Genomic DNA, 16,238 nt, shown 5'->3' with positions numbered 1-16,238 from the left:
GACCGTGATCCACCTCACGAGTCCGGTCACCTCTGACGTGGGGCCGCTCTGCTGGGGCGATACGATCCGGTGCGTGAGTAAACCAGCCTCAGCCCCCGAGTTTCTCTACTCTGATCTGCTCCCCATCGGCGCCGACGAGACCCCCTACCGACTCATCACCACCGAGGGTGTCTCGACGTTCGAAGCCGGCGGACAGACGTTCCTCAAGGTGGAGCCGGAGGCGATCCGCAAGCTCACCGCCGAGGCCATGCACGACATCAGCCACTACCTGCGCCCGGCCCACCTCGCGCAGCTCCGCAAGATCATCGACGACCCCGAGGCATCGGGCAACGACCGCTTCGTGGCCCTCGACCTGCTGAAGAACGTCAACATCTCCGCCGGTGGCGTCCTGCCGATGTGCCAGGACACCGGCACCGCGATCGTGATGGGCAAGAAGAGCGAGGGCGTGCTGACCGGCACCGACGACGCCGAGGCGATCTCGAAGGGCGTCTACGACGCCTACACCCAACTCAATTTGCGCTACTCGCAGCTCGCACCGCTGACCACGTACGACGAGAAGAACACCGGGACCAACCTCCCGGCCCAGGTGGAGATCTACGCCACCGAGCAGGGCCCCAAGGGCCCGGAGTACAAGTTCCTGTTCATGGCCAAGGGTGGCGGGTCGGCCAACAAGTCCTTCCTGTTCCAGGAGACCAAGGCCATCCTCAACCCGAAGTCCATCCTCAAGTTCCTCGACGAGAAGATCCGCTCGCTCGGCACCGCGGCCTGCCCGCCGTACCACCTCGCCGTCGTGATCGGTGGCACCTCAGCCGAATTCGCACTCAAGACCGCGAAATACGCCTCGGCACACTACCTCGACAACCTGCCGACGCAGGGTTCGATGTCGGCGCACGGTTTCCGCGACCTCGAGCTCGAGGACGAGGTCTTCAAGCTGACCCAGTCCTTCGGCATCGGCGCCCAGTTCGGCGGCAAGTACTTCTGCCACGACGTCCGCGTCGTGCGTCTACCCCGCCACGGCGCGTCGTGCCCGGTGGCCATCGCGGTGTCGTGTTCGGCCGACCGTCAGGCGCTCGGCAAGATCACCGCCGACGGCGTCTTCCTCGAGCAGCTCGAGACCGACCCGGCCAAGTACATGCCGGCAGCCGGTGTGGCCGAGGACATCTCGGGTGGCGAGGTGGTCGAGGTCGATCTCAACCGCCCGATGTCGGAGATCCTGGCCCAGCTCTCGCAGTATCCGGTGAAGACGCGCCTGTCCCTCACCGGACCGCTGGTCGTGGCCCGCGACATCGCCCACGCGAAGATCAAGGAACGCCTCGACGCCGGTGAGCCGATGCCCGAGTACCTGCGCGATCACCCGGTCTACTACGCCGGCCCGGCCAAGACCCCGGAGGGCATGGCGTCCGGTTCGTTCGGCCCCACGACCGCGGGCCGCATGGACTCCTACGTCGAGCAGTTCCAGGCCGCGGGCGGCTCGATGGTCATGCTCGCCAAGGGCAACCGATCCAAGCAGGTCACCGAGGCGTGCAACTCGCACGGCGGCTTCTACCTGGGCTCGATCGGCGGCCCGGCGGCCCGTCTGGCGCTCGACTGCATCAAGAGCCAGGAGATTATCGAGTACCCCGAACTGGGTATGGAAGCGGTGTGGAAGATCGAGGTCGAGAATTTCCCGGCCTTCATCGTTGTTGACGACAAGGGCAACGACTTTTTCACCGACCCGAGTGGGGCCGTCAACGTCCCGCTGAGCGGCATAAGGATTCGATCGAAGGAGTAGAACACCTATGACCGAGGCACAGGGCAAGAACGAGGCACCGGGCAAGCAGGAATACCGCACCGAGCACGACACGATGGGCGAGGTGCAGGTGCCCGTCGATGCTCTGTGGCGCGCCCAGACCCAGCGCGCGGTGGAGAACTTCCCCATCAGCCATCGCCCGCTGGAACGGACGCAGATCCGCGCCATGGGCCTGCTGAAGGCGGCCTGCGCCACGGTCAACAAGGATCTGGGACTCCTCGATGCGGAGCGGGCCGACGCGATCATCGCGGCGGCCACCGAGATCGCCGACGGCAACCACGACGACCAGTTCCCGATCGACGTCTTCCAGACCGGGTCGGGCACGAGTTCGAACATGAACACCAACGAGGTCATCGCATCGATCGCGAAGGCCAACGGGGTGGACGTGCATCCCAACGACCACGTCAACATGTCGCAGTCGTCGAATGACACGTTCCCCACCGCCACGCATGTCGCGGCGACCGAGGCCGTCGTCACCGACCTCGTCCCGGCCCTCGAGCATCTCCGGAAGGCCCTGTCCGACAAGGCAACCGAGTGGCGTGACGTGGTCAAGAGCGGCCGCACACACCTGATGGACGCAGTGCCGGTGACCCTCGGCCAGGAGTTCGCCGGGTATGCACGGCAGGTGGAGGCCGGCATCGAGCGCGTCACCGCGACCCTGCCGCGTGTCGGCGAGCTGCCCATCGGCGGCACCGCGGTGGGCACCGGACTCAACGCGCCGGCCGGCTTCGGCACCAAGGTGGTCGCCGAACTCGTCCGCCGCACCGGTGTCGAGGAACTCTCGTTGGCCAAGGACAACTTCGAGGCGCAGGCCGCCCGGGACGGGCTCGTCGAACTGTCCGGCCAGCTGAAGACGATCGCGGTGTCGCTCACAAAGATCGCCAACGACGTCCGGTGGATGGGTTCGGGACCGCTGACCGGCCTGGGCGAGATCCTGCTCCCAGACCTCCAGCCGGGCAGTTCGATCATGCCGGGCAAGGTCAATCCCGTTCTGCCCGAGGCGGTCACGCAGGTGGCGGCACAGGTCGTCGGCAACGACGCGGCGGTCACCTGGGGCGGCGGCAACGGCGCCTTCGAACTCAACGTCTACATCCCGATGATGGCCCGCAACGTCCTCGAATCACTCAAGCTGCTGGCCAACGTGTCCCGACTGTTCGCCGACCGCTGCATCTCGGGATTGCGGGCCAACGTCGACCGTCTCCGCACCCTGGCCGAGAGCTCCCCGTCGATCGTCACACCGCTCAACAGCGCGATCGGCTACGAGGAGGCCGCCGCGGTCGCCAAACAGGCTCTCAAGGAGGGCAAGACGATTCGCCAGACCGTGATCGATCGGGGTCTCGTGGGCGACAAGCTCAGCGAGGAGGAACTCGACGCGCGCCTCGACGTTCTCAAGATGGCCAACCTCGACCGGGAACGCTGAGTACGGCCGTGCCATGATGAACCTGAAGCCCTTCCCCACGGACTGGCAGATCGCACTCGTCCTCGTCGCCCACCCCGACGACCCGGAGTACGGGATGGCGGCAGCGGTCGCGCGATGGACCGGTGAGGGCAGGCGGGTGGTCTACGCGCTCGCCTCCAGCGGCGAACGCGGCATCGAGGGAATGTCACCGGCCGAGTGCGGACCGTTGCGCGAAGCCGAACAGCGCGCCTCCGCGTCGATCGTCGGCGTCGACGAGGTGGAGTTCTGGGGCTTCCCCGACAGTGACATCCGTAACACCCCTGAACTCCGGGCGAAGATCACCGAGACCATCGAACGTATTGCGCCGCAGGTGATCCTGTCAGTGTACGGAGGTCCCGAATGGGCCCCCGGCCAGCCGAATCAACGCGATCACATGGAGTTCGCCTCGGCGGTGCTCGACTCCTACGACGCCCTGGTCGCGGCTGGATACAACGAGGTGCCCGCGTGGTTGTTCGAGAACGGTCCGGCGGCGACGCATGCGGTCGACGTCGACGAGCAGTTCGAGGTCGCCGTCCGGTCGCTCGCCGCGCACGACCGCTACCTGTCGGTCCTCGACCCGGACACCTCGGTCCTCGATCAGGCGCGCGCCCAGATCGACCGGGCGACGGCACCGCAGGACGGTGCCGACGGTGTGCGCACGGCGGGCTTCGAGCTCAAACGACCCATCAACATGTGACCTTCGGCCTCTCGCGAAACGTTCGCCGCCAGGAGAAAGTGTGAGGGTCAGTCTCTCGAACCCCCGAGAGTCTCCTCCAAGTACGTAGGAGGTGACCGGTCATCACTCTCACCGGTGTTCTCGTCGCATTCCTCGCAGCGTTCGCCGTCTGCGCTCTCGTCGGGCTCTCCATCTGGCTCGTCGTTCTCTTCGGCCTCCTGTCGGGAGTGCAGGCCGTGGCATGGGTGACCGAGCGGACGTCGGCCTGGCGATTGCCGGCCGACCACGACACCGGTCAGTGGGCCGGCCCCACCACCTGACCCGACGCGACGTGAACCTACGCGACGACGCGAACTAGAGCGGAACGGTCCACCGCACGGACAACCCGTGGCCCGCCTCGGGGGTCGTCAGGGAGAAGGTCCCGCCCAGTTCCTCGGCCCGGCGCCGCATGTTGGTCAGCCCACTCGCGGTGACGTCCCCGTCCAGTCCGACGCCGTCATCGGTGACCTCCACGACCAGATCGTCGGCGACCGAGATCGCGACCGTCAGCGTCGTGGCGTGTGCGTACCGGACCGCATTGCTCAACGCCTCGCGGACCACCGCGATCACCTGGTCGGCGAGTCGCGGCTCGACGATCGACAGCGGTCCCGCCATCCGCACATGGGTCTGTATCGGCAGATCGTCGACCTGCTGATCGATCGTCTCCTGCACTCGTTGCCGGAGACGTGTGGTCTCGGACTCTTCCGCCTGCAGATCGAAGATCGTCGAGCGTACGTCCTGCACGATGTCCTGCAGGTTGTTGATGGATCGCGTCAGCCGGGCCCGGATCTCGGGTGACTGGGTGCGCTGCAGCGTCGCCTGTAGCGTCAGCCCCTCGGCAAAGATCCGCTGGATCACGTGATCGTGCAGGTCGCGCGCAATTCGTTCGCGATCCTCCAGCACCCGCATCTGCTGGGTCTGGTTCGCCGCGCTGGCCAGCTGGAGTGCCAGGGCCGCCTGATCGGCGAAGTCCGCGCTCAGGCTCAGCAGGTCCTCTGCGAACGCGTCGCGTCCCTTGGACCGCAGGGCGATCAGCACTCCACGGGTCGACTCCACCGTGCGCAGCGGGGCGACCATGACCGGACCGTGCCGTATCGAGGAGTGCCCGGAGATGTCGTACTCGAGTTGGTCACGCAGAACCGGCTGGCGTCGCCGGAAAGCGTCGCCGGAGGTCGAGCCCCTGGTGGGCACGATCCGCCCGCGGAAGACCTCGGCGTCGATCCCCTCGGCGACCGTGACGACGAGTTCTTCCACCGATTCGGGCGGCATCTCGTGGTCGTGGGGTTCGGCGATGCAGACCAGGTCGGCGTCGGCCAGTGTGAGCACCTTGCGGGCAATCGCCTCGAGGACCTCCTGGTTGTCGGCACCCGTCAGCAGCTCTGCGATGATGTCCCGATTCGCCTCGATCCAGGCGAGCTGTGTCTGCGCCTGCTCGTAGAGCCGGGCGTTCTCGATCGCGATGCCCGCCGCCGCCGCCAGTGCCTGGATGACGAGTTCGTCGTCCTCGGTGAACAGTGCACCGTTCTTCTTCTCGGTCAGGAACAGGTTGCCGAAGATCTCGTCACGTACCCGGATCGGGGCGCCCAGGAAGGTGGTCATCTGCGGGTGATTCGGCGGGAAACCGACCGACGAGGGATGCTCGGAGAGGTCGTCGAGCCGCAACACCCGCGGGTCGTCGATGAGCAGGCCCAACACGCCGCGTCCCGTCGGCACGTCTCCGATCTCGGTGCGGACCTCCTCGCTGATGCCCTGGGCGAGGAAGGCCGAGAGGTCGTATCCGCTGCCGAGAACGCCGAGCGCGCCGTACTCGGCGTCGACCAAGCGGATTCCGGCGGCGACGATCGACTCGAGAGTGGTCTCCAGATCGAGTTCGGAACTCACCGACAGCATGGCTTCGAGCAGACCGTCGATGCGGTCTCGGACATCGGCGATCTGCGTGATCCGGTCGCTGACCTCACCGAGGAGCTCACGCAATCGCTTCTGCGACAGCGCATTCTGTAGTTCGATAGACCTCGCGCCACGTTCCGGGAATTCGCGGACCATATTCTGGATGATATACCCTGCGGTCCGTCGAGTATTCGGTTGAACAATTCTCGACAAATGACTTCGAACCCCTCGATCAGTAAGTCCCGCACCACAATTGGATATTCCGTGAACCGTTGCATCAGTGGTGAAACGGACATTCCGGATATGCGCGAATCTGCCGGTCCGGGCAATCCGGGTGAAACACGTCTTGGGTCGTCCTACAATCCGTCTCAGCGGCACCCGCGCAGGAGGGAGGTGTGGCCGATGATCTCGGTTTTCCTCGTCGATGACCACGAGATCGTCCGACGGGGTCTCGTCGAACTCCTGGACCACGATGACGGTGTCCGGGTGGTCGGCGAGGCGGCGACCTGCGCGCAGGCACTGGCCCGCGTCCCCACCGTCAAACCCGATGTGGCCGTCCTCGACGTCCGCCTGCCGGACGGCAACGGGATCGAACTGTGTCGCGAGCTGCTCAGCCGCGTCGACGGCCTGCGCTGCCTCATCCTGACCTCGATGACCGACGACGAGGCCATGATGGACGCGATCCTCGCCGGCGCCAGCGGGTACGTCATCAAGGACATCACCGGCATGGAGCTGGCACGTGCCATCACCGATGTCGGCGCCGGCCGTTCGCTGCTCGACAACCGCGCCGCCGCGGCCCTCATGGACCGGTTGCGCACCCAGCGCGAGAAAGAGAAGAAGCCCGGCGACGCATTGAGCGAGCAGGAGAGCACTCTGCTCGCCCTCCTCGGCGAGGGGCTGACCAATCGGCAGATCGCCGCGCGGATGCACCTTGCGGAGAAGACCGTGAAGAACTACGTTTCCCGGCTGCTCGGCAAACTCGGCATGGAACGCCGTACGCAGGCAGCGGTGTACGCGGCGAAAGTGGCGCAGCGCGGCAACGGCCGCTGAGCTCCACGCTCTCTACCCCGCCGCCTCGAGCGCAAACGTGTCATTGGTCCCCATTCTGGGGACTCTTTACCCGATGACTCGCCCCTCGCCGAGGTCTGTACTGAGGAACGGAAGCCAATGCCGGGACACCCCGGCGCTCGGTGCGTGACCTCCAGAGGGGACAGCCGTGTGACCGCGTCCAGATTCACCGACGGGCCCGTTGTCGTCGGCATCGACGGTTCCGCCACCGCACGCGCGGCGGCACGCTGGGCCGCACGCGACGCCGCTCTCCACCGGTCCGAGATCGGGATGATCGCCTCGGCGAACCTCTCGGCCGACGAGCCGCACGTCCTCGATCCGCTTCGGGACCGGTGCGAACATGCGCTGGCGGAGGCCCGCCGGGTCGTCGAGGATTCGACCGACACCCCCGACCCGTTGAAGATCACGACCCAGGTGGTCGACTCCCCGCCGATCGCCGCCCTGCTCGACGCCTCGGATCGGGCGCGGTTGGTCGTCGTGGGCAACCGCGGGCACATGGCCGGACATCGGGTGGTTCTCGGGTCGGTGACCACCGCCCTCGCCGAGTACTGCAGATGCCCGTTGACGGTCGTCCGCGACACCCCAGCGCATTGGTCTCAGGCGAACGTCGTGGTCGGCACCGACGGTTCCCCGGGCGGACGCCGCGCGGTCAGCGCCGCATTCGCCGCAGCTGCCCTGCGCAGCGTGCCGGTCACAGTCGTCCACGCCTGGTGCGACGCCGACGTCGCCGACATGTCCGTGCCGTGCACGGTGTCCGACTGGCCGACCCATCGGAGCCGAGCCGACGCCTGGCTCGATGATGAACTGGCCGAGGAACGCCGACGATATCCCCAGGTCACCATCCGCTGCGCGGTAACCCGGGACCGTCCCGCACGCGCACTTCTCGACCACGCCCAAGCAGCCCAACTGCTCGTCGTGGGCGCCTGCGGCCGCGGCGGATTCGCCGGCATGAGACTCGGCTCGACGAGCCTGTCGGTCCTGCGATCCGCGCGGTGCCCGGTGATGGTCGTACCCCACGACCGCTGAGCCGCGGAACGGGGATGGCGGATCAGGCAACCATGTGCCATTCGGCCCTATGAGACCCACATCACCTCCGGTGACACTGAAGTGGTCGTTCGTCCAAGTCGCGAGTCCGCCGACGACGCGACGACAGGGCCCGAATCGAACCCAGCCACAGAGGTCCCGTCATGACAGTCATCTCCCCGTTGGCCGCCGAAACCGAGGGTTCGGCCGACCGGTACTGCGACAGCTGCGGACGCAGCTTCGTCACACGATCGCCGTTATCCCAGACCGACCGGGACGACTGGGCCAGGGTCAACGGCTGGCACATCGGGGCCGACGAGACCTTCTGCCCTGCCTGCCGGCAGGCACGCCTCGAGATCAGCGATCCGTGAGATCCGGCGGCGGTGTCTTCAGCCGCCGAGCCCTGCGCCGAGACCCAAGAGGGACGGCACCGCGCCGACCAGTTGCGACAGCAGGCCGGTCAGCTCATCGGAGGCAGGAAGGTCGGGAGTCGACGGCGTGGCACCCGGAGTTGTTTGAGGGGTTGCTCCGGGCGCCTCGCCGGTCGGCGCGCCCTGGTTCACGCCGATCGTGATCTTCGGGTTCTTCGCCGGGTCGAGCCAGACGAGGACCTTCTTCATCAGCTCGCGTTCGATGGCGACGCAGCCCATCGTCGGTTCGTTGTTGGTCACGTGCAAGAACATCGCCGACGCCTTGCCGGGCGTGCGCTGCGGGTTGTGCGCGATGTTGACGGCGTAGTCGTAGACCGGACCCGAGTTGTACAGGTTCTCGCTGTCACCACCGGGGCTCTGCGCCTGACGCACGTGGGTGTTGTAGGTCGGTGACTTGGGATCGGAATCCCACCAGTCCTGCTGATCGACCTTGATGTAGGGCATTTTGGTACCCGGGTTCTGCTGACGACCGAACGCCTGGTCGAGCGGGAACGTGCCCTGCGGCGTGCGGTGCACGTTGTCCTGCGGTTCGCCCATGCCCAGGGAACCGAGGAAGGCCTTGCCCGGCCCGAGAACCGGCTTCCAGCTGCCGTCGGCGCCCTTTTCGAAGGCCGTGAGGGTGGCAGTCGTGTCCGACGCCTTGGGCGCGGTCACCACGATCATCTGGCCGGTCGCCCCGCCGGCACGCTCGACGCCGCCGGGCGCATCTGCGGAACCGCTGTCGCCGGACAGCTGGTCGAGCACGTCGTCGAGCACCGGAATGCCCAGTCCCGTCGCCGCTCCCGGTCCCGTCGGACTCCCCGGAGTGGTCGGGGCGGTCGGCTCCGGCTCGGCGAAGGCCTGACCCGCGCCACCGGCACACGCGGCGAGCACCGCTATCACCAATAGTCCCAGAAGTCTCATTCGCCTCATCAGTAACTTCAGCACCACACCAGTGTGACAGTGCGCAAGATCTCGTGAGTCACGTGATGGTCACGGTGCAATGAGGATCAGATCAAGCATCCCGACCTCCGACCTCATTCCGGCCGCCGAGACGACCGTCGATTCTCGATGGAAAATCAACGATGATCCATTGCTCGCCGCGCAGGACAATGCGTCGGAAGACCAATTGTTCAACCACGTCCCGGGTAATTCACCGCGCTTTCCTTTGCAGGAACGAAACAAAATCGTTAGCGTCGGAAATGACGAAAGTCGATCAGCGACATCGTCGATCGGAACACCACCGACAAAGGAGAAACAATGGGTTCCCTCGAGAACATCGAAGTTGTGACAGCCCTCATCGATCTGCTCAAGGCGCTCAGCGGCGTCGACGGCGGCGCAGCCTGATCGCGCCCGAGAGACCGGTCCGTCACTGAGCTTCGCAGCGTGACAACGCCGCGAACACAGCGGTGGACCAGACGGAAGGCCGCGCCGATTCCCTCCCCTCAGCGAATCGTCGCGGCCTTCCTTCTTTTCACGCTCCCGGCGCGGACACACCCCGCCCGCTCGCTACGCTCCCGGCGCGGACACACCCCGCCCGCTCGCTACGCTCCCGGCGCGGACGGCCCGAACTCCTCCAGCATCTCCGTCACCAGCGCTGCGATCGGCGACCGTTCGCTACGAGTGAGGGTGATGTGCGCGAAGAGCGGATGCCCTTTCAGCTTCTCGATGACCGCGGCCACGCCGTCATGCCGGCCCACTCGAAGATTGTCGCGTTGCGCGACGTCGTGGGTGAGCACCACGCGCGATCCCGATCCCAGTCGCGACAGCACCGTCAGCAGGACGTTGCGTTCCAGCGACTGTGCCTCGTCGACGATGACGAACGAATCGTGCAGTGACCGACCACGGATATGCGTCAGCGGCAGCACCTCCAGCATCCCGCGGCTCAGCACCTCCTCGATGACCTCCGGTGAGGCGAGCCCCTCGAGGGTGTCGAACACCGCCTGTGCCCACGGACCCATCTTCTCGGCCTCACCACCCGGGAGGTAGCCGAGTTGCTGGCCGCCGACCGCGTACAGCGGCCGAAACACGACCACCTTGCGCTGGGTCCGGCGTTCCAGGACCGCCTCGAGACCGGCGCACAGTGCGAGCGCCGACTTGCCGGTCCCCGCCTTTCCGCCGAGCGAGACGATGCCGACGCTGTCGTCGAGGAGCAGGTCGAGGGCGACGCGCTGTTCCGCGGAACGCCCGTGCAGGCCGAACGCCTCCCGGTCTCCCCGCACCAGCTGCACGCGCTTGTCCGGATTGACGCGACCGAGGGCACTCGACGACGGACTGAGAAGGCGGATGCCGGTGTGGCAGGGCAGCTCCCTGGCCTCGTCGAGGTCGATGACGCCGTCGGCGAACAGCGCGTCGATCGTCGAGGTCTCGACGTCGAGTTCGGTCATCCCCGACCACCCGGAGACCACCACGTCCTGTGCGTGGTACTCGTCCGCGGCCAGACCGACCGCGCCGGCCTTCACCCGCAGCGGGATGTCCTTGGACACGAGGGTCACATCCTTGCCCTCGGCACGTAGGTTCAGCGCACAGGCCAGAATCCGGGAATCATTGCTGTCGGTGCGGAAACCGGCCGGCAGGACGGCCGGATCGGTGTGGTTGAGCTCCACCTGGAGGGTGCCGCCCTCGTCGCCGATCTCGATCGGCAGATCGAGCCGGCCGTGTGCCAGCCGCAGGTCGTCGAGCATGCGCAACGCCTCACGTGCGAACCAGCCGAGCTCGTGGTGGTGACGTTTGCCCTCGAGTTCGCTGATGACCACCAGTGGCAACACCACTGAGTGCTCCGCGAAGCGCATGACCGCCCAGGGGTCGGACAGCAGCACGGAAGTGTCGAGGACGTAGGTGCGTGTGGTCACGTGGGGCTCCTACGTTCATGCGGCGCCCGCACAAACCAGTTCTCGCAGTTGACCGGCCGGTCGAAGTCCGTTGCCCTCGGCGTCAGCCGAGGTGGACGAGGACCGGGGCCGGCCCCCTCGCGTTGCTGCTGCAATCCACGAATCGAACCTCCCGGACGAACCGCTTCCCCGCGGTCCGTACTCGACAACGTACGCGTTGGATTCATGAGCGGCGCGCCCGAATCAGGTGTGTCGGCGTGAATTTCGCGTTAACCGCAGTATCGTCTTCTCCAGGGACGCAAACGGCGCCACCAGGACATTCGTCGTCCTGATGGCGCCGTGCGCGCGTTCTGGGAGCGTTGGGCCGCGTCTAGCCGCGAGCGCGCGAGAGGATGCGCTGGCGCGCCGCCTCGGCCTCTTCGCCCAGCCCCTCCACGGAGTCGAGCTTGACCGCGTCGGCGAGGGTGGCGGCGATGTCCCGCCAGGTGTCGGAGTTCTCGTAGTCGGCGATCAGTGCGCGCTCGGCCTCGAAATCATCGATGTCGTGACCGATGGCCTCGGCCCGGCCCAGCGCCAGCGCGGAGTCGATCGCGATGACGGTGGCGTCCTGATCGGCGACGATGCCGGCGTTGAGGAACGCACCGAAGGTGTTGGCCTGCTGCTGGTCGTCGGCCGAGATCTTGGCGAGGATCTGCACCAGGACGTCGTCGGCGGCGACCGCCGACATCCGCTTGATGAAGCTGACGCACTGGTTCTCGTGCACGGCCATCAATGCGAGCACATCCAGCGGGCCGAGCGGGTCGACCTGCTCCGGGGTCTGCCGGTAGCCCTTGGTGACGTGGACGAGTCGCCGGTCCTCGGCGTCCACCGGGTCGATCGCGCGGCGCACGACGAGGTAGTCGCGCAGCACGATGGAGTGCCTGTTGTCCTCCGCGGTCCACACGCCGATCAGCTGACGCCACTCGGAGAAGGCCGGGAAGTGCTTCGCCAGCACGCGGTGGTACGACGGCAGGTTGTCCTTGGTGAGGAGGAGCGCCAGCAGCCCGGCACGTGCCTCGTCGGACAGCGTGGCCTGCGACGGGTCGAAGTCGTCTCCACCGAGAAACGCGAAGTTGCGTCCGTCGTCCCACGGCACCCAGTCGTGCGGGTTCCACGGGCTGGCGGCCGACTGGTGGTCTTCCGCGATCTCGGGAAGAGCCTTCTCGAGCGCGATGATCAGGTCGTCTTCAGTGAGTGCGTTCATCGCTGCAAGGATACGGAGCCCGCTCGACGGTGGGCAATCCAGGTCAGATCCGAGCCGAGTCAGATCCGACTCATCAGCCCCCACTCCTCGAGTCCCTCGTAGAGCGGGAAGTCGAGGGCGAGCTTCGAGACACGGCCGCGCAGCGTCGAGACGTCGGCCGACGAACCGGCGGCGAGCGCCGTGGCGATGATGTCGGCGACCTCGACGAACTGCTCGTCGCCGAAGCCACGGGTGGCCAGCGCGGGCGTTCCGATGCGAAGACCCGAGGTGACCATCGGCGGGCGCGGGTCGAACGGCACCGCATTGCGGTTGACGGTGATGCCGACCTGGTGGAGCAGATCCTCGGCCTGCTGTCCGTCGAGGTCGCTGTTGCGCAGGTCGACGAGCACGAGATGGACATCGGTACCGCCGGTCAGGACCGACACGCCTGCCTTGGCGACGTCTTCACCGGTGAGGCGGTCGGCGAGGAGCTTCGCACCGGAGAGGGTGCGACGCTGGCGGTCGGCGAATTCCTCGGTGCCGGCGATCTTCAGTGCGACGGCCTTGCCGGCGATCGCATGCATGAGCGGTCCACCCTGCTGGCCGGGGAACACCGCCGAGTTGAGCTTCTTGGCCCATTCCTGCTTGGCCAGGATGATGCCGGAGCGGGGGCCGCCGAGTGTCTTGTGCACGGTCGAGCTGACGACGTCGGCGTGCGGGACCGGCGACGGGTGCAGACCGGCGGCGACGAGTCCGGCGAAGTGCGCCATGTCGACCCAGAGGTGGGCGCCGACCTCGTCGGCGATCGAGCGGAACGCCTCGAAGTCGAGGATGCGCGGGTAGGCGGACCAGCCGGCAACGATGACCTTCGGCTTGACGTCGAGGGCGATCTTGCGCACCTCGTCCATGTCGATGCGGAAGTCCTCCTTGCTCACGCCGTAGAAGGCGTTCTCGTAGAGCTTGCCGGAGAAGTTGAGTCGCATACCGTGCGTGAGGTGACCGCCGTGGGCGAGGTCGAGACCGAGCATGGTCTCCCCCGGCTCCATCAGGGCCTGCAGCACGGCCGCGTTGGCCTGCGCACCCGAGTGGGGCTGGACGTTGGCGAAGTCGGCGCCGAACAGTTCCTTGGCGCGGTTGCGGGCGATGTCCTCGACCACGTCGACGTACTCACAGCCGCCGTAGTAGCGGCGTCCCGGGTAACCCTCGGCGTACTTGTTGGTGAGCACGCTGCCCTGCGCCTGCAGCACCGCGCGCGGCACGAAGTTCTCCGAGGCGATCATCTCGAGAGTGTCCCGCTGACGGCTGAGTTCGCCGTTCATCGCGGCGGCGACGTCGGGGTCGAGCTCCGCCAGGGACATCGAGTTCACGGATGACGAGTTCGCGGTCATGTCGTCAAGTCTAGGGAGCCCCCCTACTCATCCCCTAACCCGGCACCAGCTCACGCCGCAGGCTCGCCGGGATGAGAGGTTCGTCGAGCAACCGCCCGAAGGCCGCGGCGCGGTCGTCGGCGGCGTCGAGCCAGCTGTCGAGCAGCTGGTAACCCTCGACGTAGGTGCTGATGTATGTACGCCACAGCGGTGAGGTGAGGAACCGCAGCATCTGGCGGGCCCGCTCGGGCGGCGCGAGCAGCCACGTCTGCAGGAAGTCGGCCACCGAGTCGGCGCCGGCGTGCTGGTCGTGGAGCATCAGGGCCGCATCCTGTCGGACGGTCAGCAGCCCGGAGGTGGCGCGTCCGATGCGCATCGCCCGGTCGGCGTCGAAGCGCAGACCGAGGTCGGCGTAGATCTCCTGTGCCCAGGCCCCCCAGTCCTTGCCCATGATGGCCGTCAGGGCGTGGTCGGCGAGCCCCTCGGCCATGAGGCACTGCGGGGTGTTGACGAGGAAGATCGACTGCTCGTGCTGGCCGGCGCCGACGAGCAACTGTTCCTTGCGACAGTGCTCGGTGTGGTGGCCGGGGTAGGCCTCGTGAGCGATCAGGTGCGGAAGCGACGACATGTGCTGCGTGAGGTCGACGTTGATCGCGACCCGGGACCGGTAGTCGCCGAGGTAGTAGTTGAACCCCGACCACGGTTTGTCGGTGACGACCTCGAAGTCGACGATCTCGTTGTCCGGCAACGGGTATTGCGCGCGTACACGTTCCCGGAGGGCACCACTGAACGCCCGGACGCATTCGTCGACCTTCTCGGCGGGGATCTCGTCGGCACGACGATGCGCGGCGTAGGCGTCGCGCAGCTCGGTACCGGTGGCGTCACCGATGCCGAGCGCCTCGGCCAGTTCCGTGTGGGCCTGCCGGTAACGGTCGGCGTCGGCGAGGGCGATGTCGACGTCGAAATAGGCGCTGACCTCATCGACGAACGAGACGTCGTCGCCGGCGAACTTACGTGCCGAACATTCGAGCGCGCGCAGGTGGGCACCGATGAATTCCGCCCGGTCCGCGGGGAGATCACCGGGGAGGTCGGCGCGCAGGGCTCGCGCCTGTGCGGCCAGCTGCGCCGGGTCGGGTGCGGGTCCGTTGGCGATCTCGGCGCGCACCGCCGGGTCGCCGGTGAACGCGTCGACGAAGCCTTCTTCGAGCCGATCGAACGCCAGCCCCAGCCGCAGGTAGTCGGTGACGAGGTCGGGGTTCGCGTGGTCGGCCGGCATACCGGCACGTTACCGCGAGCAGACTCACCGCGTGGACCCACCGCGTCGCAGCCAGGGGTGGGCCCTAAGCTGTTACGCATGACGACCCGGGCAGCCGCGCGTACCACGACCCCGGAGCAGCGCTGATGGCCCGCAATGCCAGTGATCGGGACCCCAGCCTGTACCTGGAACTCGACCGCCGGCAGTGGCGCGAACTGCGTGAGTCGATGCCCCTCGTACTGAACGAGTCCGAGCTCGCCGAGCTCGTGGGTCTCGGTGAGCAGATAGACCTCGACGAGGTCGCCGACGTCTACCTTCCCCTGTCACGTCTGATCCACCTGCAAGTCGCTGCGCGCCAACGACTGTTCGCGGCCACCTCGACCTTTCTCGGCGAACGCCAGGTCAACCGACAGGTCCCGTTCGTCATCGGCATCGCGGGCAGTGTCGCCGTCGGCAAGTCGACGACCGCGCGCGTGCTCGCGGCCCTGCTCGCCCGGTGGGAGTCACATCCGAAGGTCGACCTCATCACCACCGACGGCTTCCTGCTCCCGACGGCGGAGATGCAGCGTCGGGGCATCTTGCACCGCAAGGGTTTTCCCGAATCTTACGACCGGCGCGCGCTGCTCAGGTTCGTGACCGAGGTGAAGTCGGGTGCTCGCGAGGTCGCCGCGCCGGTGTACTCCCACCTCGCCTACGACATCGTGCCGAACGTCTATCACTATGTGCGGCAGCCCGACATCCTCATCCTCGAGGGGCTCAACGTCCTGCAGACCGGCCCGACCCTGATGGTGTCGGATCTCTTCGACTTCTCCATCTACGTCGACGCCAGGATCGAGGACATCGAGGAGTGGTACATCTCCCGGTTCCTGCAGATGCGGACCACCTCCTTCGCCAACCCGGACTCCCACTTCCACGCCTACGCCTCGCTCACCGACAAGCAGGCGACGGCCGCGGCCCGGGACCTGTGGACCTCCATCAACCGGCCGAACCTGATCGAGAACATCCTGCCCACCCGGCCACGGGCCTCGCTGGTCCTCCGCAAGGACGTCGACCACTCCATCAACCGAGTGCGCCTGCGGAAGCTGTGAGCATCAGGTCCACCAGCTCGGCGCTGTTGCGGCCGGTGGACGCCCGGTCCGCTTCGCTGTTGGACAGGTGCAGGGCACCGATACCCATCGCGAAGATCCAGGTGGCCCGGATCGATGCGGTCTTCCGGTCCAGGCCTCCCATACT

14 protein-coding genes are annotated in these 16,238 nt (G+C 66.9%); 7 read left to right on the top strand and 7 right to left on the bottom strand.

What is annotated here, in order from left to right; translation table 11 throughout:
- Positions 1-73: 73 nt before the first annotated feature.
- From NWF34_RS08705 to NWF34_RS08695, 3 genes are read left to right on the top strand one after another with little or no spacing between them, the layout of a single operon-like run.
- Complete coding sequence (locus NWF34_RS08705; protein ID WP_258324698.1) at positions 74-1,771, top strand: fumarate hydratase; 1,698 nt, start codon at positions 74-76, stop codon at positions 1,769-1,771.
- Between the two features lie 7 nt (positions 1,772-1,778).
- Positions 1,779-3,209 carry a class II fumarate hydratase gene (locus NWF34_RS08700; protein WP_258324697.1) on the top strand — a complete coding sequence of 477 codons (1,431 nt, stop codon included), beginning with the start codon at positions 1,779-1,781 and terminating at the stop codon, positions 3,207-3,209.
- A 13-nt stretch (positions 3,210-3,222) separates the two neighbouring features.
- A complete protein-coding gene (locus NWF34_RS08695) occupies positions 3,223-3,924 on the top strand; it encodes a PIG-L deacetylase family protein (RefSeq protein ID WP_258324696.1) in 702 nt (233 codons plus the stop codon).
- Between the two features lie 333 nt (positions 3,925-4,257).
- Here the strand turns inward: NWF34_RS08695 and NWF34_RS08690 are convergent, their stop codons facing one another.
- Positions 4,258-5,985: a GAF domain-containing sensor histidine kinase gene (locus NWF34_RS08690; protein ID WP_258324695.1), complete on the bottom strand. Its 1,728-nt coding sequence runs from the start codon at positions 5,983-5,985 to the stop codon at positions 4,258-4,260.
- A gap of 246 nt (positions 5,986-6,231) precedes the next feature.
- Between NWF34_RS08690 and NWF34_RS08685 the strand changes: the two genes are divergently transcribed.
- The 3 genes from NWF34_RS08685 to NWF34_RS08675 all read left to right on the top strand — a co-directional run bounded on the left by NWF34_RS08685 (position 6,232) and on the right by NWF34_RS08675 (position 8,291).
- Entirely contained in the window at positions 6,232-6,879 is a 648-nt protein-coding gene (locus NWF34_RS08685; protein ID WP_159406100.1) for a response regulator transcription factor, read from the top strand.
- A gap of 168 nt (positions 6,880-7,047) precedes the next feature.
- Positions 7,048-7,923 carry a universal stress protein gene (locus NWF34_RS08680; protein WP_258324694.1) on the top strand — a complete coding sequence of 292 codons (876 nt, stop codon included), beginning with the start codon at positions 7,048-7,050 and terminating at the stop codon, positions 7,921-7,923.
- 161 nt (positions 7,924-8,084) lie between these two features.
- Entirely contained in the window at positions 8,085-8,291 is a 207-nt protein-coding gene (locus tag NWF34_RS08675; protein ID WP_159406102.1) for a hypothetical protein, read from the top strand.
- 18 nt (positions 8,292-8,309) lie between these two features.
- Here the strand turns inward: NWF34_RS08675 and NWF34_RS08670 are convergent, their stop codons facing one another.
- The 5 genes from NWF34_RS08670 to NWF34_RS08650 form a co-directional block, all read right to left on the bottom strand.
- Positions 8,310-9,254, bottom strand: coding sequence for a L,D-transpeptidase (locus NWF34_RS08670; RefSeq protein WP_258324693.1), 945 nt, complete (start codon positions 9,252-9,254; stop codon positions 8,310-8,312).
- A gap of 620 nt (positions 9,255-9,874) precedes the next feature.
- Positions 9,875-11,182 (bottom strand): PhoH family protein, encoded by a 1,308-nt coding sequence (locus NWF34_RS08665; RefSeq protein ID WP_258324692.1) that lies wholly within the window; start codon positions 11,180-11,182, stop codon positions 9,875-9,877.
- Positions 11,183-11,531: 349 nt separating this feature from the next.
- Entirely contained in the window at positions 11,532-12,404 is an 873-nt protein-coding gene (locus tag NWF34_RS08660) for an acyl-ACP desaturase (protein ID WP_258324691.1), read from the bottom strand.
- Positions 12,405-12,463: 59 nt separating this feature from the next.
- A complete protein-coding gene (gene glyA, locus NWF34_RS08655) occupies positions 12,464-13,771 on the bottom strand; it encodes a serine hydroxymethyltransferase (protein WP_309148630.1) in 1,308 nt (435 codons plus the stop codon).
- A 34-nt stretch (positions 13,772-13,805) separates the two neighbouring features.
- Positions 13,806-15,026 (bottom strand): DUF2268 domain-containing protein, encoded by a 1,221-nt coding sequence (locus tag NWF34_RS08650; RefSeq protein ID WP_258324689.1) that lies wholly within the window; start codon positions 15,024-15,026, stop codon positions 13,806-13,808.
- A gap of 125 nt (positions 15,027-15,151) precedes the next feature.
- Between NWF34_RS08650 and coaA the strand changes: the two genes are divergently transcribed.
- Positions 15,152-16,093, top strand: coding sequence for a type I pantothenate kinase (gene coaA / locus NWF34_RS08645; RefSeq protein ID WP_006434411.1), 942 nt, complete (start codon positions 15,152-15,154; stop codon positions 16,091-16,093).
- Here the strand turns inward: coaA and NWF34_RS08640 are convergent.
- Positions 16,065-16,235 (bottom strand): hypothetical protein, encoded by a 171-nt coding sequence (locus NWF34_RS08640; RefSeq protein ID WP_191835046.1) that lies wholly within the window; start codon positions 16,233-16,235, stop codon positions 16,065-16,067. The genes coaA and NWF34_RS08640 overlap by 29 nt on opposite strands.
- Between the last annotated feature and the right edge of the window lie 3 nt (positions 16,236-16,238).

Source organism: Gordonia sp. GONU (genome assembly GCF_024733855.1).
GTDB classification, from domain to species: domain Bacteria; phylum Actinomycetota; class Actinomycetes; order Mycobacteriales; family Mycobacteriaceae; genus Gordonia; species Gordonia amicalis.
This window is presented reverse-complemented; position numbering and strand designations above follow the sequence as displayed.

What these genes read in the sequence shown, in the direction of transcription:
- NWF34_RS08700 (WP_258324697.1), top strand. Translation starts at nt 1,779, where the DNA reads ATGACCGAGGCACAGGGCAAGAACGAGGCACCGGGCAAGCAGGAATAC.
- NWF34_RS08695 (WP_258324696.1), top strand. Translation starts at nt 3,223, where the DNA reads ATGATGAACCTGAAGCCCTTCCCCACGGACTGGCAGATCGCACTCGTC.
- NWF34_RS08690 (WP_258324695.1), bottom strand. Translation starts at nt 5,985, where the DNA reads ATGGTCCGCGAATTCCCGGAACGTGGCGCGAGGTCTATCGAACTACAG.
- NWF34_RS08685 (WP_159406100.1), top strand. Translation starts at nt 6,232, where the DNA reads ATGATCTCGGTTTTCCTCGTCGATGACCACGAGATCGTCCGACGGGGT.
- NWF34_RS08675 (WP_159406102.1), top strand. Translation starts at nt 8,085, where the DNA reads ATGACAGTCATCTCCCCGTTGGCCGCCGAAACCGAGGGTTCGGCCGAC.
- NWF34_RS08670 (WP_258324693.1), bottom strand. Translation starts at nt 9,254, where the DNA reads ATGAGACTTCTGGGACTATTGGTGATAGCGGTGCTCGCCGCGTGTGCC.
- NWF34_RS08660 (WP_258324691.1), bottom strand. Translation starts at nt 12,404, where the DNA reads ATGAACGCACTCACTGAAGACGACCTGATCATCGCGCTCGAGAAGGCT.
- glyA (WP_309148630.1), bottom strand. Translation starts at nt 13,771, where the DNA reads ATGACCGCGAACTCGTCATCCGTGAACTCGATGTCCCTGGCGGAGCTC.
- NWF34_RS08650 (WP_258324689.1), bottom strand. Translation starts at nt 15,026, where the DNA reads ATGCCGGCCGACCACGCGAACCCCGACCTCGTCACCGACTACCTGCGG.
- coaA (WP_006434411.1), top strand. Translation starts at nt 15,152, where the DNA reads ATGGCCCGCAATGCCAGTGATCGGGACCCCAGCCTGTACCTGGAACTC.
- NWF34_RS08640 (WP_191835046.1), bottom strand. Translation starts at nt 16,235, where the DNA reads ATGGGAGGCCTGGACCGGAAGACCGCATCGATCCGGGCCACCTGGATC.